The sequence below is a fragment of the Paenarthrobacter sp. AB444 genome (genome assembly GCF_028736865.1).
Lineage (GTDB): Bacteria > Actinomycetota > Actinomycetes > Actinomycetales > Micrococcaceae > Arthrobacter > Arthrobacter nicotinovorans_B.
The window spans coordinates 1-17371 of sequence record NZ_JAQZBY010000024.1 but is presented as its reverse complement, the minus strand read 5'-3'; the positions used below and the strand labels follow the sequence as shown (position 1 = coordinate 17371).

Annotated in this window: 15 protein-coding genes; 4 read left to right on the top strand and 11 right to left on the bottom strand. The window is 64.0% G+C overall.

Annotated features, from left to right (window positions below):
- Positions 1-116: 116 nt before the first annotated feature.
- The 5 genes from menD to PQ627_RS19775 all read right to left on the bottom strand — a co-directional run bounded on the left by menD (position 117) and on the right by PQ627_RS19775 (position 6540).
- The gene (menD, locus tag PQ627_RS19795; protein ID WP_274263018.1) at positions 117-1826 is read right to left on the bottom strand and encodes a 2-succinyl-5-enolpyruvyl-6-hydroxy-3-cyclohexene-1-carboxylic-acid synthase; all 1710 of its coding nucleotides are present in this window, start codon (positions 1824-1826) and stop codon (positions 117-119) included.
- A 150-nt stretch (positions 1827-1976) separates the two neighbouring features.
- Positions 1977-2552, bottom strand: a complete 576-nt coding sequence (locus PQ627_RS19790) for an SOUL family heme-binding protein (protein WP_274263017.1) — start codon at positions 2550-2552, stop codon at positions 1977-1979.
- Between the two features lie 154 nt (positions 2553-2706).
- Entirely contained in the window at positions 2707-4797 is a 2091-nt protein-coding gene (locus PQ627_RS19785) for a PhoX family protein (RefSeq protein ID WP_274263016.1), read from the bottom strand.
- Positions 4798-4872: 75 nt separating this feature from the next.
- Entirely contained in the window at positions 4873-5892 is a 1020-nt protein-coding gene (locus tag PQ627_RS19780; protein ID WP_144659273.1) for an o-succinylbenzoate synthase, read from the bottom strand.
- Positions 5893-5952: 60 nt separating this feature from the next.
- The gene (locus tag PQ627_RS19775) at positions 5953-6540 is read right to left on the bottom strand and encodes a hypothetical protein (RefSeq protein ID WP_274263015.1); all 588 of its coding nucleotides are present in this window, start codon (positions 6538-6540) and stop codon (positions 5953-5955) included.
- Between the two features lie 115 nt (positions 6541-6655).
- On the opposite strand from PQ627_RS19775, the gene PQ627_RS19770 reads away from it, so the two are divergent.
- Positions 6656-7273 carry a DUF2510 domain-containing protein gene (locus PQ627_RS19770; RefSeq protein ID WP_274263014.1) on the top strand — a complete coding sequence of 206 codons (618 nt, stop codon included), beginning with the start codon at positions 6656-6658 and terminating at the stop codon, positions 7271-7273.
- A gap of 65 nt (positions 7274-7338) precedes the next feature.
- Entirely contained in the window at positions 7339-8388 is a 1050-nt protein-coding gene (locus tag PQ627_RS19765; RefSeq protein WP_274263013.1) for a LacI family DNA-binding transcriptional regulator, read from the top strand.
- Between the two features lie 21 nt (positions 8389-8409).
- Here the strand turns inward: PQ627_RS19765 and PQ627_RS19760 are convergent, their stop codons facing one another.
- The 4 genes from PQ627_RS19760 to PQ627_RS19745 are packed head-to-tail and all read right to left on the bottom strand — an operon-like array spanning position 8410 to position 13052.
- A complete protein-coding gene (locus PQ627_RS19760; protein ID WP_274263012.1) occupies positions 8410-9777 on the bottom strand; it encodes a glycoside hydrolase family 32 protein in 1368 nt (455 codons plus the stop codon).
- A 28-nt stretch (positions 9778-9805) separates the two neighbouring features.
- Positions 9806-10678 carry a carbohydrate ABC transporter permease gene (locus tag PQ627_RS19755; RefSeq protein WP_274263011.1) on the bottom strand — a complete coding sequence of 291 codons (873 nt, stop codon included), beginning with the start codon at positions 10676-10678 and terminating at the stop codon, positions 9806-9808.
- A gap of 8 nt (positions 10679-10686) precedes the next feature.
- Positions 10687-11637 carry a carbohydrate ABC transporter permease gene (locus PQ627_RS19750; RefSeq protein ID WP_144659266.1) on the bottom strand — a complete coding sequence of 317 codons (951 nt, stop codon included), beginning with the start codon at positions 11635-11637 and terminating at the stop codon, positions 10687-10689.
- The gene (locus PQ627_RS19745; RefSeq protein WP_144659265.1) at positions 11634-13052 is read right to left on the bottom strand and encodes an ABC transporter substrate-binding protein; all 1419 of its coding nucleotides are present in this window, start codon (positions 13050-13052) and stop codon (positions 11634-11636) included. The genes PQ627_RS19750 and PQ627_RS19745 overlap by 4 nt, the downstream gene beginning before the upstream one ends.
- 155 nt (positions 13053-13207) lie before the next feature.
- Between PQ627_RS19745 and PQ627_RS19740 the strand changes: the two genes are divergently transcribed.
- Positions 13208-14119, top strand: a complete 912-nt coding sequence (locus PQ627_RS19740) for a phosphatase PAP2 family protein (protein ID WP_400417925.1) — start codon at positions 13208-13210, stop codon at positions 14117-14119.
- Between the two features lie 30 nt (positions 14120-14149).
- Here the strand turns inward: PQ627_RS19740 and PQ627_RS19735 are convergent, their stop codons facing one another.
- Positions 14150-14377 carry a hypothetical protein gene (locus PQ627_RS19735; protein WP_144659263.1) on the bottom strand — a complete coding sequence of 76 codons (228 nt, stop codon included), beginning with the start codon at positions 14375-14377 and terminating at the stop codon, positions 14150-14152.
- Between the two features lie 227 nt (positions 14378-14604).
- On the opposite strand from PQ627_RS19735, the gene PQ627_RS19730 reads away from it, so the two are divergent.
- Entirely contained in the window at positions 14605-15945 is a 1341-nt protein-coding gene (locus PQ627_RS19730; protein ID WP_274263009.1) for an acyltransferase family protein, read from the top strand.
- 91 nt (positions 15946-16036) lie between these two features.
- Here PQ627_RS19730 and PQ627_RS19725 read toward each other — a convergent pair whose 3' ends face one another.
- Entirely contained in the window at positions 16037-17254 is a 1218-nt protein-coding gene (locus tag PQ627_RS19725; RefSeq protein ID WP_274263008.1) for an MFS transporter, read from the bottom strand.
- Positions 17255-17371: the final 117 nt, after the last annotated feature.

Genomic DNA, 17371 nt, shown 5'->3' with positions numbered 1-17371 from the left:
TGCCGCCCGCCTTCCGTTTCCCACGCTCTCTCACATCCCCCCGGCTTACTCCCGACGCTCTCTCACATCCCCCCGGCTTACCCCCGACGCTCACTCACATTCCGGCGGAAAATGGTTCAACCGGCTGTCAAAACCTGGCCAACGGCCGCGCTGATCGCTTCCTTGATCCGGGCATGAAGTCCACGCAGCCCTGCCCGGTCCACGCGCACTTCCACAATGGTGCGGCCCTTCAGCGGCGCCCTAAGTGCGTCGGCGAGTTCCGCCGTCGTACTTACCGCTTGGTGCCCGACGCGGTACGCCGCCGCGAGTGCCGCAATGTCCACTGAGTGCGGCGTGCCAAAGAGGCGTTCGACGGCGGTGCCGTACGCGCCTGAGTCTTCCACCGCGCCGTGTTCGAGAAGGCTGAAGATAGCTCCCCCGGAGTCGTTGAGCACCACGATGCGGAGATCCGGAGTTGGTTCGCCATGGCCCAGGAGCAGTCCGCCGGCGTCGTGCAGGAAGGTGACATCGCCCAGCAGGACGGTAGTTTCGCGTCCGCTGCCCAGTGCGATTCCCGTGGCCGTGGCGATGGTGCCGTCGATGCCGGCGAGGCCGCGGTTGGCGTAGACGGTGGCGATGGGTTCGTGGTGCGGTTGGCCGGCGAGGTCGACGTCCCGGATGCCGTTGGAGGAGCCCAGCACCAGTCCCCCGCGCGAATGTTCCCACACGGCTGCGCCCACGGAGGGACCGTTTGCCGCGCGCTCCCCCGCGAGGACTCCGTCCAGGGCGTGTTGGGCAGCGGCCCCGGCAAGAAGCCAGGAATCCAGCCATTCCGCGGATCCACGGCCTGCAAAATCCGCCAGTTCCGGGAGCGTCTCCACAGGTGTTTCCCGGCGGCGACCGGCCTCATACCAAGCGACCGGCACGGGCTGGTAGATCGCGGATTCCACGGATTCGCGGGCCAGAAGTGCTGCAACAGGGCGTGACAGCGTGGCCCGCCCGAAGAGGACCACGCGTTCGATTCGGTTTGGCGAATCCGGGCCAAAGTGCTCCAGCAACACCCTGTATGGGCCAACTGCGTTGGGTCCGAAGCGTGCATTCGAGGACGGTTCCGCCAGCAACGGAAGCCCGTGAGCGCGGGCAAAGGCTTCGGCTACGGGACCGGCGTCGTGGCCTGCGAGGACGACGGTGCGTCTCTCGGGGAGGTCGCTGGGTGCCGCCGGAAGGTCCAAAGCCTGAGGGCCGGCGTCGTAATGAAACACGCCGTGTCCTTGTGCGTCCGGCAGGGCGTCCCCCGCCCCGGGGATCAGCGGATCGCGGAACGCCAGGTTCACTTGGACGGGCCCGGGCGGAGTGTCCTCGAGCGCGCCCGTGGCGGCATAGAGTGCGGTGGCCACGGCTTTCTGCGGATTCTCCCCCGCGGCGACGTCGACGGCGAAGCGAACGTGCTCGCCGAAAAGGTCCAGTTGGATGGTGGTCTGGTTCGCCCCGGTACCGTGGAGTTCTTCGGGGCGGTCCGCCGAAATTACGACTACCGGAACGGCCGAATGGTTTGCTTCCATCACAGCGGGCAGCAGGTTTCCCACCGCCGTGCCGGAGGTCGTCAGGACGGCGACGGGAGCCTCCGAGGAGAGAGCCAGGCCGAGCGCCGTGAATCCCGCGTCGCGTTCGTCGATCCGGACGTGGAGCCGGATCCGGCCGGCTGCTTCCGCTTCAGCGAGCGCATACGCCATCGGTGCGGACCGCGAACCCGGGGCCACCACGGCGTGCCGCACGCCGCCGTCGAGCAGTGCAGTTATGGCGATCCGGGCGGCGGCGATGGATGTCAGAGAGTCCTGGGAAGTCACCGTTCCAGTCTATGGGCGCCCGTCACTTCCCATCCCTCACTCACATCCCCCCACCTTCCGGCCAACCCTCACGCACATCCCCCCACCTTCCGGCCAACCCTCACGCACATCCCCCCACCTTCCGGCCAACCCTCACGCACATCCCCGCTGTCACGGCTCTTCGACGTCGATCACGACCTCGTTGTGGCGAAGGAACCATGGTTTGAAGGGAGGATCGAAACGTGCGAACCGCGGAGCCCCTACAGGCGACAGGCCAGCCAACCGGAGGGCCTCAAGCAGCGCAACACTATGACGTTGAAACGCTGTAGCTGATCCACTCCCAGAGAACCGGGCGACAGCCGTCAAGGACCCTGGTACCTCGCGGATTTTGACCCTGGGTTCGTCAGGGACAGGGGCGCTATCTACTGTCACTCCAGGCGGCAGGACGAAAGCCACGACGTAGTCTTCGTCTTCGCCTCTCGGGATAGGACCGCTCAGCAGAACGGGCGCCGTCATGACCATTTCCTCGGATGATGCGTTCTCTTGCAGAACGGGCGCGGTCATTGACAGCTTCTGCCGGGCCTTGTTACTGCCGCTGATGTAGTTGAAGAGGGAGCGGAAGGCCTCGTTTGCGGCGCGATCAAACGGGGCATGCACTTGCACCTCCGCGAGAACATGCGCCGGATACCGGCGCAGTTCGAAGTGAGGATAGCGCTTGACCAGATCATACGGCTGCTGTTCAGTCATGGTGGGATTGACCCTACGCCGGTGTCGCGCCGCCCGCCAGACACCGGGGATGTGAGCGAGCGTCCAGCCCAAACACCGGGAATGTGAGCGAGCGTCAGGAACGCAGAAGCGCTCCCCTATCTCCACGAGATAAGAGAGCGCTTCAGCGGATCAGTTACTTACGGAACACCTGCACGATGGACGGGCGGGGTGCCCGCACCGCGCCAGACGCAGGGGTGGCCCCGGCAGGCACGTAGTCCGGGAAGTACGAGTGAGGCGCGTCGAACGTGCCTTCTTCGCCCGGGTGCTGGACGGCGACGAACACCGTGCGCTCCTCATCGTGGACGATCGGACCACAGGTCTCGGCATCGCGGGGAACAGCAAGGAACTGTTCCACTTTGCCGCGCTCCGGGCCTTCGAGGGTGACCTTGAACAGACCATCGTTGTAACCGATGGTTGACGGAGCACCGTCCGTGGAGATCCAGAGGTTGCCCACGGAGTCGAAAGCCACGTTGTCCGGGCAGGAAATCGGCGAGACCTTGTCGGCCGGGAACCCCGAGAAGTACGCGGAGCTGTTCTTGGACGGGTCGCCTGCAACCAGCAGGAGGGTCCAGTTGAACTTGGTCCCGGTCTGGCCCGGGGCCTCGGTGATTTCCACGATGTGGCCGTCCCGGTTCAGAGTACGCGGATTGACCTCCGTCGCGCCTTCCTTGCCGGCCTTGCCACGGTCTGAGTTGTTGGTGCAGGCCACGTAGATCTTGCCGGTGAGCAGGCTGGGCTGGACGTCTTCGCACCGGTCCATCTTGGTGGGGCCAACCTTGTCGGCGGCCAGGCGGGTGTAGACAAGGACTTCAGCCACGGACATCTCCGGAACGGCGGAGGCCCCGCCAACCACCAGGGGCAGCCATTCGCCCGAACCGTCGAATGCTCCGTCGGCGGGAAGCTTGCCGCTGCCGTCGATCTCGGCGGCAGGCGAGTCGCCGGTGAAGCGGGCAACGTACAGGTCACCTTCGGAGAGCAGGCTCATGTTGTTCTTGCGTGCTGCCTTGGAATCGCCGGGCTGGTACTTGCCCTTGGAGACGAACTTGTAGAGGTAGTCAAAGCGCTCGTCGTCACCCATGTAGGCCACAACGCGGCCATCCGGGGCAAGAATGACGTTGGCGCCCTCGTGCTTGAAACGCCCCATGGCGGAGTGTTTCTTGGGTGTGGAAGTGGGGTCGAACGGATCGACTTCCACGATCCAGCCAAAGCGGTTGCTTTCGTTGGCGTATCCGGAGTTGCGGGTATCGAAGCGGGGTTCGTCGAGCTCCCACTGGCGGGTGGTCGGCTTCGACGAGAGACCGTAGCGCTTGTCTGCGTCGCTGGTTCCGGGAGCGGCAAAGTAACCGTTGAAGTTTTCCTCACCGGAAAGGATGGTGCCCCAAGGAGTGGTGCCACCCGAGCAGTTGCCCAAGGTCCCCTTGATCCAGCGGCCCGCGGGGTCATCGATGGTCTTGACCAAGTTGGTGCCTGCAGCCGGACCGGTCAGTTCATAGACCGTGTCGGTGAGGAAACGCCGGTTCAGGGCAGCACCTTGGACGTAGCTCCACGGCTTGTTCTTGTTTTTGCGCTCCAGCTCTACAACTGCAAGGCCATGTGCGGCGCGGCCAATGGCGCGTGCTTCGGCTGCATCGAAGCCAACCGGCAGCATGATGTTCTCGTTGGTGTACTCGTGGTTGGTGAAGAGCACGGCACGGCGATCCTTGGAATCGGGGATCGGCAGGATGTCGGTGTAGTCGTTGTTGTAGCCGAACTGGCGTGCCTGGGCAGCGGCGGTCTGCTTGGTGATGTCGAAGGCGGGCGAGTCCGCAAACAGCGGGTCACCCCAGCGGATGATGGGGTTCCAGTCGAAGCCTTCAGGAACGGTGAAGGCATCGACGGCAGCATCGACAGGCTTGATGGCCGTGAACTGGAGCTTGGACTTGTCGAAGCCCTTCTTTGCAGCGTCAGACAGTCCGTTACCGGCATCGGCGACGGCGGAATCGGTACCGGTAACGGCACCTCCAAGAACGACGGCGAGCGCACCTGCCGCGCCCAGGCCCAGGGCCGCGCGGCGGGACATCGCCGTGGAGGCAATATCGCGGAAGTAGCCGTTGGTGCTGGTGTTGCAGACATCGCCTGCGCAGGCGTTGTCGCACTTGAGCGCACACGTCACTGCACTGCGCTTGCCCTTGGTGTGGCCGAGCATGGGCAGCAGCGGGAACTTGCGGCCGGTGGTTTCAGACATGGGGGACCTTCCAGAGTGTGTACGAGGATCCCGACGAGCCTTTCAGCGCAATCCAACGCTGAGTGGTCTGCCCGGTTAAGACCCGGTGAACAACCCGTGCTGGTCCGTGGCCAAGACGGCGTGGACGCGCCGGAGCCGGTCCAGCCACCAATCCCGGCGTTCCCCGGAGGCCGCGAACTGCTCCAGCAGCCCGGCGTCGGCGCTGACCTCCCGCAACCGGATGGCGCCGTCGTCGGCTACCAGCGGATCCCGGGTGATGTCCGATGCAAAGAGCGAAACTGTGCCCAGGCCGCAAGCGTATGGCAACGCGGGAAGCGCGGCCGCGAGCGCAAGGCCTCCACGGATACCCACGGAGGTGTCCAAGGCGGAACTGACGACGGCGGGCAGCCCGGATTGTTCGACGATGGCCAAGGCCCGCCGCACTCCTCCGAGGGGCGCCACCTTGACCACGATGAGGTCGGCGGCGCCAGCGCGTGCCACGCGCAAGGGGTCATCTTCCTTGCGCACACTCTCATCTGCGGCTATGCGGACAGGGGTCGCCGTGGAAGATACCCGCCGCCGCACCTCAGCCAATCCATCAATAGTAGGAACAGGTTGTTCGGCGTATTCAAGCCCGTATGGAGCGAGCGCCCCGAGTGCTTCAACGGCCTGCTCCACATCCCAGCCACCGTTGGCGTCGACCCTGATCGCGGCCTCAGGAAGGGCCCGTCGGACGGCTGCCACTCGCGCGAGGTCATCGGACAGCTGTTGTCCCTTTTCAGCGACTTTGATTTTGACAGCATCCACGCGCCCGAACCTGCCCAGGACGTCGGGAACGCGATCAGCAGAAACTGCCGGCACCGTCGCATTAACCGGAACCTCGGCGCGCAGAGGTTCCGGGAACCCCAGCCAGCCCGCCTCCAAGGCGGCCGCCAACCAGCGGGAGGATTCGTCGTCGTCGTATTCCGGGAACGGACAGAATTCTCCCCACCCCAGCGGCCCGCGCAACAGGAGAGTCTCGCGCTCCATGATGCCCCGGAACTTCACGCGCATAGGCAACGAGACCACGTAAGCGGAATCAAGGAGTTCTTCAAGCTCAGGGAGGCGTTCAGGCATAGTGCCACTGTACCGGCGGCCTTTCACGCCGCTGCGAAGGGAAGTGCCCTATGTGGAAAACTACTCCGACCAGTATTTGCGCACTTCGTCCCGGGCCCGGGCCAGAGGCCCGGCAGGCACGAGAAGGGAGCCCTCCGGCAACCCCGCATCGTCCCACTTTGCAACGATCTGCAGGTCACCTTCGGCAGGCAACGGCCACAACCAGTACTGGGCAGATCCCTGGGCCTGCTCGGAACTCGCGCTGCTCCCACCGCCTTCCTGCTGCACCAGGACAGGCCCCGGAGTGTCGAGCGGGCCTTCCACCATGGAAGGATCCCCGGCGAAAGCTTTCCGACCGTCGGGCAGCGCTACGCCAAACAGGATTCCCGGTAACCCGGGTCGCTCAAAGCCGCGCTCCATCACTTCCCGCCACCCCGAATCGGACTCGTCGGAGCGCCGCACGGACCACACAAGATCCAGAATGCACCCCGCGGAAAAGACCTCGACCGCTTTCAAAGCCACCACCGCGTTGGGGCCTCGGAGCACAAAGCCGCCGGAAGGCACCACGCCCGGCAGTTCGTCCGACGGCGGCCCGGACCATTCCGGCCGGCCCGGCTGCGGTTCACGTAGCCCGGCGGGGGCCTCGGGGAGGTCGTCGAAGAAGCTCATGCTCCATCCATACACCGCCACACAAGCTCTGGGGAAGGTCACCTGACAACCGAGAGGCAGCAACCGCGATATTCTCGAAGTCACAACACGATGTGGGGGAAACATGAGTCAAGCAATGCCCGGATCAACACCGCCTCCAGGCTGGTACCCGGACCCGTCAGACCAGCGCTTCGTCCGTTGGTGGGACGGCACTGCGTGGACAGCGCAGCAGGCTCCGCGCACCATGCAATACCAGCCGCAGATCCAGCAGCCACGGCCTCGGATAAGCGAACAAACTCCGGTGTACAACCCGTTCATTTGGGCTATCACGCTGCTCCCGCTGGTCTCGATCATTTTCATGTTCGCCTGGCAGCCCGAATTCCGGATGACCACCACCCGCCAGGGTGTCACCACCGTGGATCCCTTCTCCATCTACACCCCCGCATATTTCCTGCTTTTGGGCTCGAGCTTCGTCGCTTACGGCCTGTCGGTGTTCTTCGCGTACCTGGACCGCCAGCGTCTTCTTAAAGCCGGTGTTGAGCGTCCCTTCCATTGGGCCTGGGCGTTTCTCAACTCGGCGGTTTACGTGATTGGCCGCTCCGTGATCGTCAACAAGGTGGCGCCCAAACGCGGTCTGTGGCCAATCTGGGCAACCATCGCGGTGTTCGTCATCAGCATGGTAGTTGCCGGCATCTGGACCTCGAACATGATGCAGTCGATGTACAACCAGCTCGGTTATTCCGTCGCCGCCTAGCCGCCTCCACCCCGCCCTCACACGCGTTAGGTAGACTGCTGACTAAGCGCCAGGAGAGGAAGCCGATGAACCGCAAGGCCACCGCATTGGACGTCGCCAAGAGGGCCGGCGTGTCCCGAAGTGCGGTCTCACTGGTCCTCAATGGGCGCGGCGACGGAAACGTGGCCAAGGAGAGCCAGGACCGCATCCGCTTGGCAGCGCAGGAATTGAACTACTCCCCGAACGCCATCGCCCTTAGCCTGCGGAACCAGCGGTCCCGCGTCATTGGCATCGTCTCTGACGCCGTTGTGGTGAGCCCTTTCGACGGCAACATCATCGGCGGCGCGGACGACGTCGCGCGCAGCCGTGGCTTCGTCACCGTTGTCATGGACACGGAAAGCGATGCCGCCCGCGACGCCAGTGCCATCGAAACCCTCCTGGACCGGCAAGTTGATGGCCTGATGTACGTGACTGTCGGCTTGAAGCCCATCGAGATCCCCCAAGGCATGCTCCGCGTCCCGTCAGTCCTGGCCAACTGCTACGACGAACATCCCCAACCCCAGCTTCACCACGTCATCCCGGACGAAGTCACCGGTGGCCGTGAAGCCACGGAACACCTCTTGCAGCTGGGCCACCGGGATATTGCCCTTGTGGCCGGCGCCGGCGAAGACCCTGCCGCTCCCCTCCGGGTGCAAGGTTACAAGGACGCCTTTGCGCGCGCCGGGATCGGCATCAGGGAGGACCGGATTACGCACGCCGGCTGGGATATCAATGACGGCTTCACCTGGGCCATGCGCCTGCTCGACAACGTCGAACCCACCAACCGGCCAACCGCCATCATGTGCGCCAACGACCGCCTGGCCATAGGCGTCGCGCTGGCGGCGTCCCGCTTGGGCCTCAGCATCCCGGGCGACCTCTCCATCATGGGCTACGACGACGAACACCGCATCGCCAGCACCATGGTCCCCGCCCTCACCACCATGGCCCTGCCGTTGCGCGAGATCGGCCAGGCGGCCATGGCAGCTCTCCTGGGAACCATTGAGGGCACAGAAAGTACGACGGCGGCCCCCACCGTGGAGACGCTCGTCCCCTGCCGCTTGGTGGTGCGGGAGTCGACGGGCCCAGCACCTCGCTGAGCCCGTCGTTGCGAGGCCCACTCAGCGGGGCAGTGCCAACTCCCACACCTCGGCAGTCGCGCCATCGGGAAGGGTAAGCGTCCACGATTCCCCGGGCGCGGGGTAAGCCCGGACGGTGGTGGCCACTGAACCGGAACGGTACACCTCCACCAGCGAGGCATCGATAAAGATCCGAAGCTCCTCCCCCGCGAGAAATTCACCTGCATAGACCATCTGGGAACCGGCGCCCAGTTCCAGGGAAACAGCGCCGGAACCGGACACCAGCACCTCGGCAAACCCCGGAACCACCACTGATCCGCTGGCCCCGGAAGCCACTGAAGCGCCCCGGTAAGCCCCGATCTCCGGCGCAGGAGCAACTGCCAGCGCACCGTCTACCACAGACAGAAGGCGGGGATGCGTCAAAACACCCGACCATCCGGCGTCGTCAATTTCTTCCTGCGTGCGGCCACGGCGGCCGTCGCGTCCGGGGCCTTCGTTGGCCCAACCGAACAGCAAAGCCGAAGCAGAAGAACCATACGAAAGCTGCACGATCTGCGGTGCGTAGAAGTCGCGGCCAAGGTCGGACTTCCCACCCGAAACGGGATCAAAAACGGGCAGCCCGGTCTCGGGATCGACCGATAGCGAGCCGATCAGGTGCCCCACACCGTTGGCGTGCTCGTGGTCGTCGCCGGAGAGCCACAGCGAGAACATCATGACCCACCTGGATCCTCCGGAAATGTCGGGCACCTCCACCAACTGGGGGCATTCCCAAATCTCGGCCGGCGTGTGCTCGGCTGCGACAGGGTTGGCCGTGGTGAGCCAGATCCCTTGGTACTTCCAGTCGTCCAGGGAATCCACGGTGTACAGCAGCAAGGCGGCGCGCCCGTCGGCCAGTCCGGCGCCCTGCATGGCGTAGCGGGATCCGTTGAAGTGGAAGATGAAGGGATCGCGCACAGCAGTGACCAGAGGATCGGAGGGCATGGAGGCGGCGACGTGTCCGTCCTGCTCCCATGTCACAAGGTCGGAGGACCCCCTCGCGATCACCACCTGTGAGTGGCCACCGTGGTCCTGCACGCCGGAGTAGGCGGCAGTTGGTACGCCGTTATCGGAAGTCACCACGCCCGTCCAGCACCCGGCAGAGTCCGGCCCGCCTGCCTGGGGAACAAGTGCCACCGGGTGTTCTTCCCAGCGGACCAGGTCCGGGGAGCTCACATGGCCCCACTGGATCTGGTGATGCCGGGCGGACAACGGGTTGTACTGGAAGAACACGTGGTAGCGGCCGTCGATGAAGCTGACGCCGTTGGGGTCGTTGATCCAGCCCTGCGCCGGACGTGGGTGGAACCTCGGGAAGGCAGGGTCCGGGTGCGTCGAGGCAGCCAACAGGGAGTCAGAGAGTACAAGGTCCGTCAACGGAACCCCTTTCAGAGTGAAGAAGAAACTACTTGCCCGTGCCTGCGGTGAGCCCGTCCTGCAGCGCACGCTGACCGAACATGAACACCACCAGCGCAGGAATCATGGAGAGGACGACGCCGGCAAGGACCACGGAGATGCTTCCTGTACCCAGGTTGCCCTGAAGGGAAACCAAGCCCAGCGGCAGCGTGAAGTTCTGCTCCGAGATGGTCATGATGAGCGGCCTGAAGAACTCGTTCCAGTGGAAGTTGAACGCCAGGATGCCTACGATTGCCAGGCCCGGCATGGCCAGCGGCGCATACACGGAACGGAACGTACGCCACGGGGAGGCGCCGTCGATGGCGGCCGCTTCTGCGAGCTCACCCGGCAACCCCAGGAAGTACTGGCGCATCAGGAAGGTGCCGAACGCCGTCGGAATGGCCGGAATGATCAGCGCAAGCAGCGTGTCCGACAACCCCACACCGCGGATCAGCATGAAGACAGGCACGATCGTCACCTGCGCGGGCACCATCATGGTGGCCAGGACGATGGAGAACAGGGCACCGCGCCCACGGAAGCGAAGGTGGGCGAAAGCGTATCCGGCCAGTGCTGCGGTGATCATCTGACCCACCGCGATCAGCCCGGTCACCAGCGCACTGTTCAACACCAGCGCCACGATGTCGAGCTGTTTGAACACCTGCTCGTAGGAGGTGAGGTCCGGATTGAGCGGCAGGAAGGCGGGCGGCAGCTGGAAGGATTCCGACGGCGGACGCAGGGAGGTGGACAGCGTCCACAACACCGGGCCCAGGACAAAGACGGACGCGATCAGCAAGACGATGACGCGCGCGGCCACTGACCAGTCGCGCTTCTTCCGGGTGACTACGGGCGCCGTGGTGGTGACACGTTCTTGGATGGTGGTCATGGCGGGCCTTACTGGTAGAAGACGAATCGTTTGCTGAGCCGAAATTGAAGGGCGGTGATGCCCATGATGATGAGCGTCAGAATCACGCCGATCGCGGAGGCCTGGCCGAATTCGAGGCGCTGGAACGCGGACTCGAAGATCACCATGACGGCGGTTCGTGTCGAGTCGCCGGGTCCGCCCCGGGTAAGGACGTAGGGCTGGTCGAACACCTGCAATGCGTTGATGATTGCCATGACCGAGGCCACCAGGGTGGTGGGGCTCAGCAGCGGCAGGGTGACGTACCAGTGCTTGCGCCAACCCGTCGCTCCGTCGATGGATGCGGCCTCGTAGGTCTCCACCGGAATCGACGCGAGTCCGCCGATGAACAGCAGGAACGAGAACCCGAAGTTTTGCCACACGTAAACAAGAATGACGACGGCGGCAGACCCACCTGGCGTTGTCAGCCACGGAACCGCCGGGATGCCGACGATGGACAACAACCAGTTCACGACGCCGAACTGCTCGTTGAAGAGGTATCGCATGAAGATCGATACCGACGCGGCGGACAGGATCAGCGGGAAGAAGAAGGCCGAACGGAAGAACACCCTCAGCCATGACGGGAGCTTCTCCTGCACCATGATCGCCAGGCCCAAGGCCAGTCCGAGCTGCAGCGCCACGGCCACAATCACGAACACGATGGTGTTCAGGAACGAAACCCGAACGGTCGGATCCTGGACTACCTCGGCGAAGTTGTCGAAGCCCACGAACGTTGGCGCCGAGATGATGTCCCAGCGGAAGAAGGCGAGCGCGATCGAGGCCACAATGGGCAGCAACGTGAAGATGCCCATGCCCGCGATGGTTGGCGCGAGGAAGGCCCACGGAAGCCAGCGCTGTTGTACACGGCCCCGCTTGGAATCCTGCGGGGATTTATGGCCGGCTTGCCTTCCTGTCCGGGCGGGCGCACTGGTGGTTGTGCTCATGGCTGCCTCCTCAGGGCCAGTTCAAGGTCACGCTGCATGGAGTTGAGCGCGTCCTTGAGTTGGCGCTCGTCACCGCTGACAGCCAGGCTTACGTTTTTCATCAGGGCGGTCTCGACGGCAGCCTGCTGGGGTGGCGCCGGTATGGGACCTGTGGTGGGGAAACGGTCCAGGGTGTCGTAGAAGACCTTCCAATGCCGGGGCCCTGTTCCCGCGTAGAGCTGCTCGTTCACCATGGAGCGGCGGGCGGGTGTGGTGTTCGGCGTCGGGAACACGATCCGCATCGCTTCCAGGCTTGAGGAGAACTTCACCCATTCCCAGGCGGCGTCCTTGTCCTTGGCCGTCTTCATGATGGCGTAGCCTGCAGTGCCGAACTGGTGTCGCTGGGACCGCCACTTGGGGAAGAACTGGACGTCGAATCCGTCCTCTGTCATCCCCGCCTCGTGGAGGCCTTGGACCCAATAGCCGCCTGCCGGCGTCGTACCTATGCGGTTGGAGGCGAAGAGGCCGATCAGTGAGCTTCCGCCGCCTTCCTCGGGACGGACGCCGAGCCCGTCTTTGACGAGTCCGCGGAGGTAGTCGAATGATTCGAAAACCCGGGGATCGTCGGCGTTGGGTTCGAGCCACTGGTAGCCGCCCGAGCGGAGGCCGCGGGAGGGGTCGTTGGCATAGAAGCCGTCCCACAACCATTCGCCGCCGCCGGACTTGGTTTCCTTGAGGAAGCTCGTGTCGTTGGCGTAGAGCCACGGAACCACTCCACCGAAGAGCCTGTTGGTCCAGTAATACGGCGTGAAGTCCTTGGGGTTCGCCTTCTTCATGGCGGCGAGGGTCGCCCGGAAGTCGGTGTGGGTCCAGTCGTCCGCGGGCCGGTCGAGGCCAGCCTGCCGGAGCGCCGTTGTGTTGTAGTACATGTTGGCGGCGTTCCAGTCGATGGGAAGCTGGAACAGGCTGCCTTTATACATGAAGGCTTCCACCAGGCTCGGGTGGACATCGGCGAAGTACTCCTTCATATGGTCGGCATCGCGACGGAGGTACTCATCCAACGGGTGGGCAAGCTTCTCGGCGAAGAGCTGGGCTCCTTCCGTTGCCACGTACACGACGTCCGGCGGCGTGCCTGCGGCCACCATTGTGAGGATCTTGGTGAAGAAGTCTTTCCAGTCCACGGCCTGGATGGCCTGGACCTTGACCTTGATCTCCGGGTGGACCTTTGCGAAGGCGTCGATGACCTTCTGGCGGGCTGCGGCATCTGCGGCGGTACCCATGATGGCGATGCTGAGGCTGTTGTCGCCCCGGCCCGGGATATCGGCGCCGGTCAACCGCGGCCACGAAGCCGCTGTGAGTCCGACGATTCCGGCGCCGAGGGCTGTGAGGGCACTTCTACGTGTGAATTCGCGCAAAGCCCCATTGGTTCCCGACATGTCATTTTCCTTCCCTAACACGTGTTAGGAACAGTATGCCCGGCACCTAACACGTGTCAAGTGTCACAGAATTGTTGCTTGCGCCTCACTGGACCCCGCCACGCGCGATTCGCGTTCACATGAGGCGTCCAGCGAATTGTGGCAGTCTAGTCAGAATGAGTTCCCAGCAATTCCGCACCAGCGGGAGGTCGAGCAAACGGCCGCTTGAAGCACGCGCCGCAGGCAGTGGCACAGGTTTTCTCTTTTGCTTGGCCACCATCGCCAGCATCGTGGGCCTCGCGGCAACGTACTACTTCTTTGTGCGCACCACGGCCGGCCAGTTCATCGACGAGTCGGCATTGGTCGAAGCCACCGCCCTCAGCGGAACGGCAGGCCGCGCCTCCACCGAGTTCCTGGACATGCTCCCCATGCTTTCCCTGGCGATTGCCACCGTCATGGTGCTCTTCGTGACCGTCGCCCGGCGCCGCTGGAGGGCTGCGGGAATCGCCGTGGCCGCCTGCGTCGCCGCCAACCTGGCCACGCAGATCCTCAAGTTCTTCATCCCGGACCGGCCCGACCGCGGCGTGCAGACCTTGGAACTGAACTCGCTGCCTTCAGGTCACACCACCCTTGCCGCCTCCGCCGCGGCAGCTGTGTTCCTCATGGTCTCCCCCCGGTGGCGTCCCTTGGCCGGCTTCCTCGGAAGCACGTTCGCCGTAGCCACCGGCGTCTCCACCCTCATCAACCAGTGGCACCGCCCGGCCGACGTCATTGCCGCCTTCCTGGTGGTGGGCGCGATTATGCTCCCCGCCGGCTGGATTGTCCTGCGAACCGGAGGCAGCTGGAACGTGTGGAAGGGCTACGGCGAGCACTGGGCCGCATCCCGGATCTGGGTATGGCTTACGGTTGCCGCCCTGCTTGTCGCTTTGGTGATCGCCGCCTACTCGCTGCTTCAGGTGATGCCCGGACTCAGCGCCGACAGTACCATCGACTACTTCTGGGCAGGCACAGCCTTCATAGCCATCGCTGGATACCTTTCAGCGCTTGGCGGCACATGGCTATTCGGTCTGGCGGCCCGTAAGAACTAGAGGCTCGACGGCGGCGCACCGCCGCCAGCTTCAGCCCTCCGTTGCGTCGCTGCGCACCCGGCGGGCCTGCTCGCGGATGAAGGCGCGGTCCTCATCCGTCAGCACGGTGGCGCCATGGATATCCACGGCACTGTCGTCGCCGGTCTGCCCCTTGATGATGGTCGTCACCGTCCGCGGCACCATCACGCTGCCGGGATTGTCGATGAGCCATTGCTGCGTCTCGGGTGAAAGCTGATTCCAAAATTCCCTGATGTGCATAGTGATCAGCGCTGCCGTTCTTGATTGGTGGGATAGGGCGGGGACCCTCAATGCACTGCCTCAAACTCGGGAAATTGGCCGGGTCCTCCCCACTAGGCTACGACGGGAAAGGCCGATCCTGACCCGTCGGCGTCCAAGGTTTCCGTGGATTACGTCGACGAATCTTTCCCGGTGCGCTACAGTTACTCCATTCGATGGATAAACAGTGGCCAACTCCAGGAGCTCCCATGTCTTCCACACTGAAACCCGCGCTGCAGGGCGGCGCCCCAACGGTCCCCGTCTCTCGTGACCTTGTTGTGGACTTGATCCGGGTAGCGTGCATGTTCGCCGTTGTCGCAGTCCACCTGCTCATGATGGGGATCAGCGTGGACGACTCCGGAATCAGCGTGGACAACCCGCTGACTTCCCTCAGCTGGTTCGCCCAAGGCACATGGTTTGGCCAGGTCATGCCGCTTTTCTTCGTTGTGGGCGGTTTCGCGTCTCTGACATCATGGCGCAGCCTGCGCCGGAAGGGCGGCGACGCCGGTGATTACCTGCGGAACCGCGTACTGCGGCTGGTTCGCCCAACGGTCGCCTTGTACGCGTTCCTCGCCGTTGCGTTGTGGAGTGCGACGGCGGCGGGCGTCCCGGGCGATCTGCTCGCCGTGATCGCCGCGGGTGCCGGAGTTCAATTGTGGTTCCTTGCTGCTTACCTGATCTGCCAGGCAATGGTGCCCACTATGGCGAAACTCCACGAGGCCGCACCCTACCGGACCATCGGCGCGCTGGCCGCGTGCGCCGTCGTCGTGGATGTTTTCCGGTTGGGTTTGGAGCACAATCCCTGGGGCTTCGATTCAAACCCGATCGGGTTGCTGAACATGGTGTTCGTGTGGGGGCTGCTGCAGCAGCTGGGGTTCTTCTACGCCGACGGGTTCTTTGATCGGATTGCGCGGTGGCAGCTGGTTCTTGCCGCAGCTGGTTGCTATGCGTCGCTGGTGCTGTTGACGCATGCGGGACCGTACCCGGTGGACATGCTGACCAGCCAAAACCCGCCCATGTTTCCCCTGATCCTGGTTGGGCTGGCCCATGTGCTTCTGGTGAAGGCCTTCTACCCTGTTCTGCAGCGGTGCGTGCAGCTTGGCTGGGTCCAGAAGGTGATGTTCGTGGTAGGCAGCCGGGCCATGACCATCTATCTGTGGCACTTGCCGCTGATCATCGCGATGTTCGGGATTGCGCTGCTGCTGCACCTGCCTTTCCCCGAGCCGGCAAGCTTTGACTGGTGGGTCAGCAGGCCCCTCTTCTACGTGGCGGCGTGGGCCTTGGTATTGCTGGTCTCCATGCCCTTGGTCCGTCTTGAGCTCGCAAGCACTGCGCTGTCCCCGGGTGCGTCGCGGCCTGCGATGTGGAGGATCGTGGTTGCTACTGCGTTGGCCATCATTCCGCCGTTCGTGGTGATGCGCACGGCCCTTGGCGCGGTCAACGCTACGTGGGGGTTGGTCCTGCTGGTGCTCGCGGTGGTGCTGGTGACCGGCAAAGTGCCCGGCCAGGCGTGGAAGCGTCCCGCTTCTGCTGAGCGCGTGCCTTCCTGACCTCTTTTCAACGGCTCACAGCCACGAAACAACCTGATGGGGGTGATTTGTGGCTGTTGCGGCTTGAGAGTGGGTCGGGAAGCCACGTGCCTCAGTAGTTGCGGCGGTGCTTCAAGCGCGGAATGGCGACGGCGAACACCGCAGCCGCTGCGAAGCCCAGTACGCCTGTGGCCCAGATACCGGCGGAGAGGGAGACGGCAGCCGTCAGCCCTGACAGCAACACCGGTCCCCCAGTGGCACCAGAGTCCGCGATGAAGCGCCAGATGCCCAGGAAGTGACTCCGCCCGTTGTCCGGCGAGAAGTCAGCGCCCAATGTCATGATCAGTCCGGAACTGATTCCGTTGCCGAAGCCAATCAACAACGCCACCAGGAGCAAGGGGACGAAGCCTGCGGTGAATGGAATCAGGATCAGCGCCGATCCCATGATCACCGTGGATGGTATGGCCACCCATTGCCGCCCCTTCCTGTCCATGAGCTTTCCCGCCGGGTAGAAGACCAGCATGTCGATTGCCCCCGACAAGCCGTACAGCAGTGAAGCGTGGGTGGCGTCGAGACCCAGGTGATCGGCCCACAGCGGGATAACGACCTGGCGTGAAGCACGCAATGCACTCAGCAGCAGGATGCCGAACCCTACACTCAGGAACACCCCTGCGTGCGACGCCGCGACGCTCCGCAGCGTCGACGCCGGAGGGCGCGGACCGCCGTCGGACGTCTCGGGCGCAACCAAATCCGGGATGGTGAGCGACAAAGCAGCAGCCGCCATCATCCCTGCGAAACCTACCCAGTACGCTCCGCTGATTCCCGCGAACTGCATCACTCCGGCACCGATGAACGGTCCAATGAAGATGCCGATCCTGGTGACGCCGCCCAACGTAGACAAGGCGCGTGCACGGAAGATGACCGGTACGGCCTCGGTGAGGAACTTCTGCCGGGCAAGGTTGAAGACGCTGGCGGACATGCCCACCAACGTCATGGATGCGGCCAACAGCCACAGTCCGTGGTCGAGCTGCGGGGCAAACGCGGCCGCGCCAAGCGCCATGGCACCCAAGGCGCCGGCGCCGACGATTGACCATCGTTCGCCGAACTTTTCGGTGATGATCGAGGCCGGAATGTTGAAGAACCACGAACCCAGTCCGATCAGCGTCACGATCAACGCCGAAACAGCCACGGATGCGCCCAGGTCCCTTGCTGAAAGCGCAATGACCGGAAGGACCGCCCCTTCACCGATACAGAACAGCAGTGCCGGCCCAAAAGCGGGGAGGGCAACACTGCGAAGGCTGAAGTTCGTGTCTGCTTGGGTGGTGGTCATCCCTTTCATCCTAGGACTTGAGGAAGTGCGCCGTTGCCTTTCGTGGGTGGCGCGCACCCGTACGTGGGCTGGCCCGCACCCGTACGCGCTCGGCGCACCAGAGGTTACGGGTGCGAT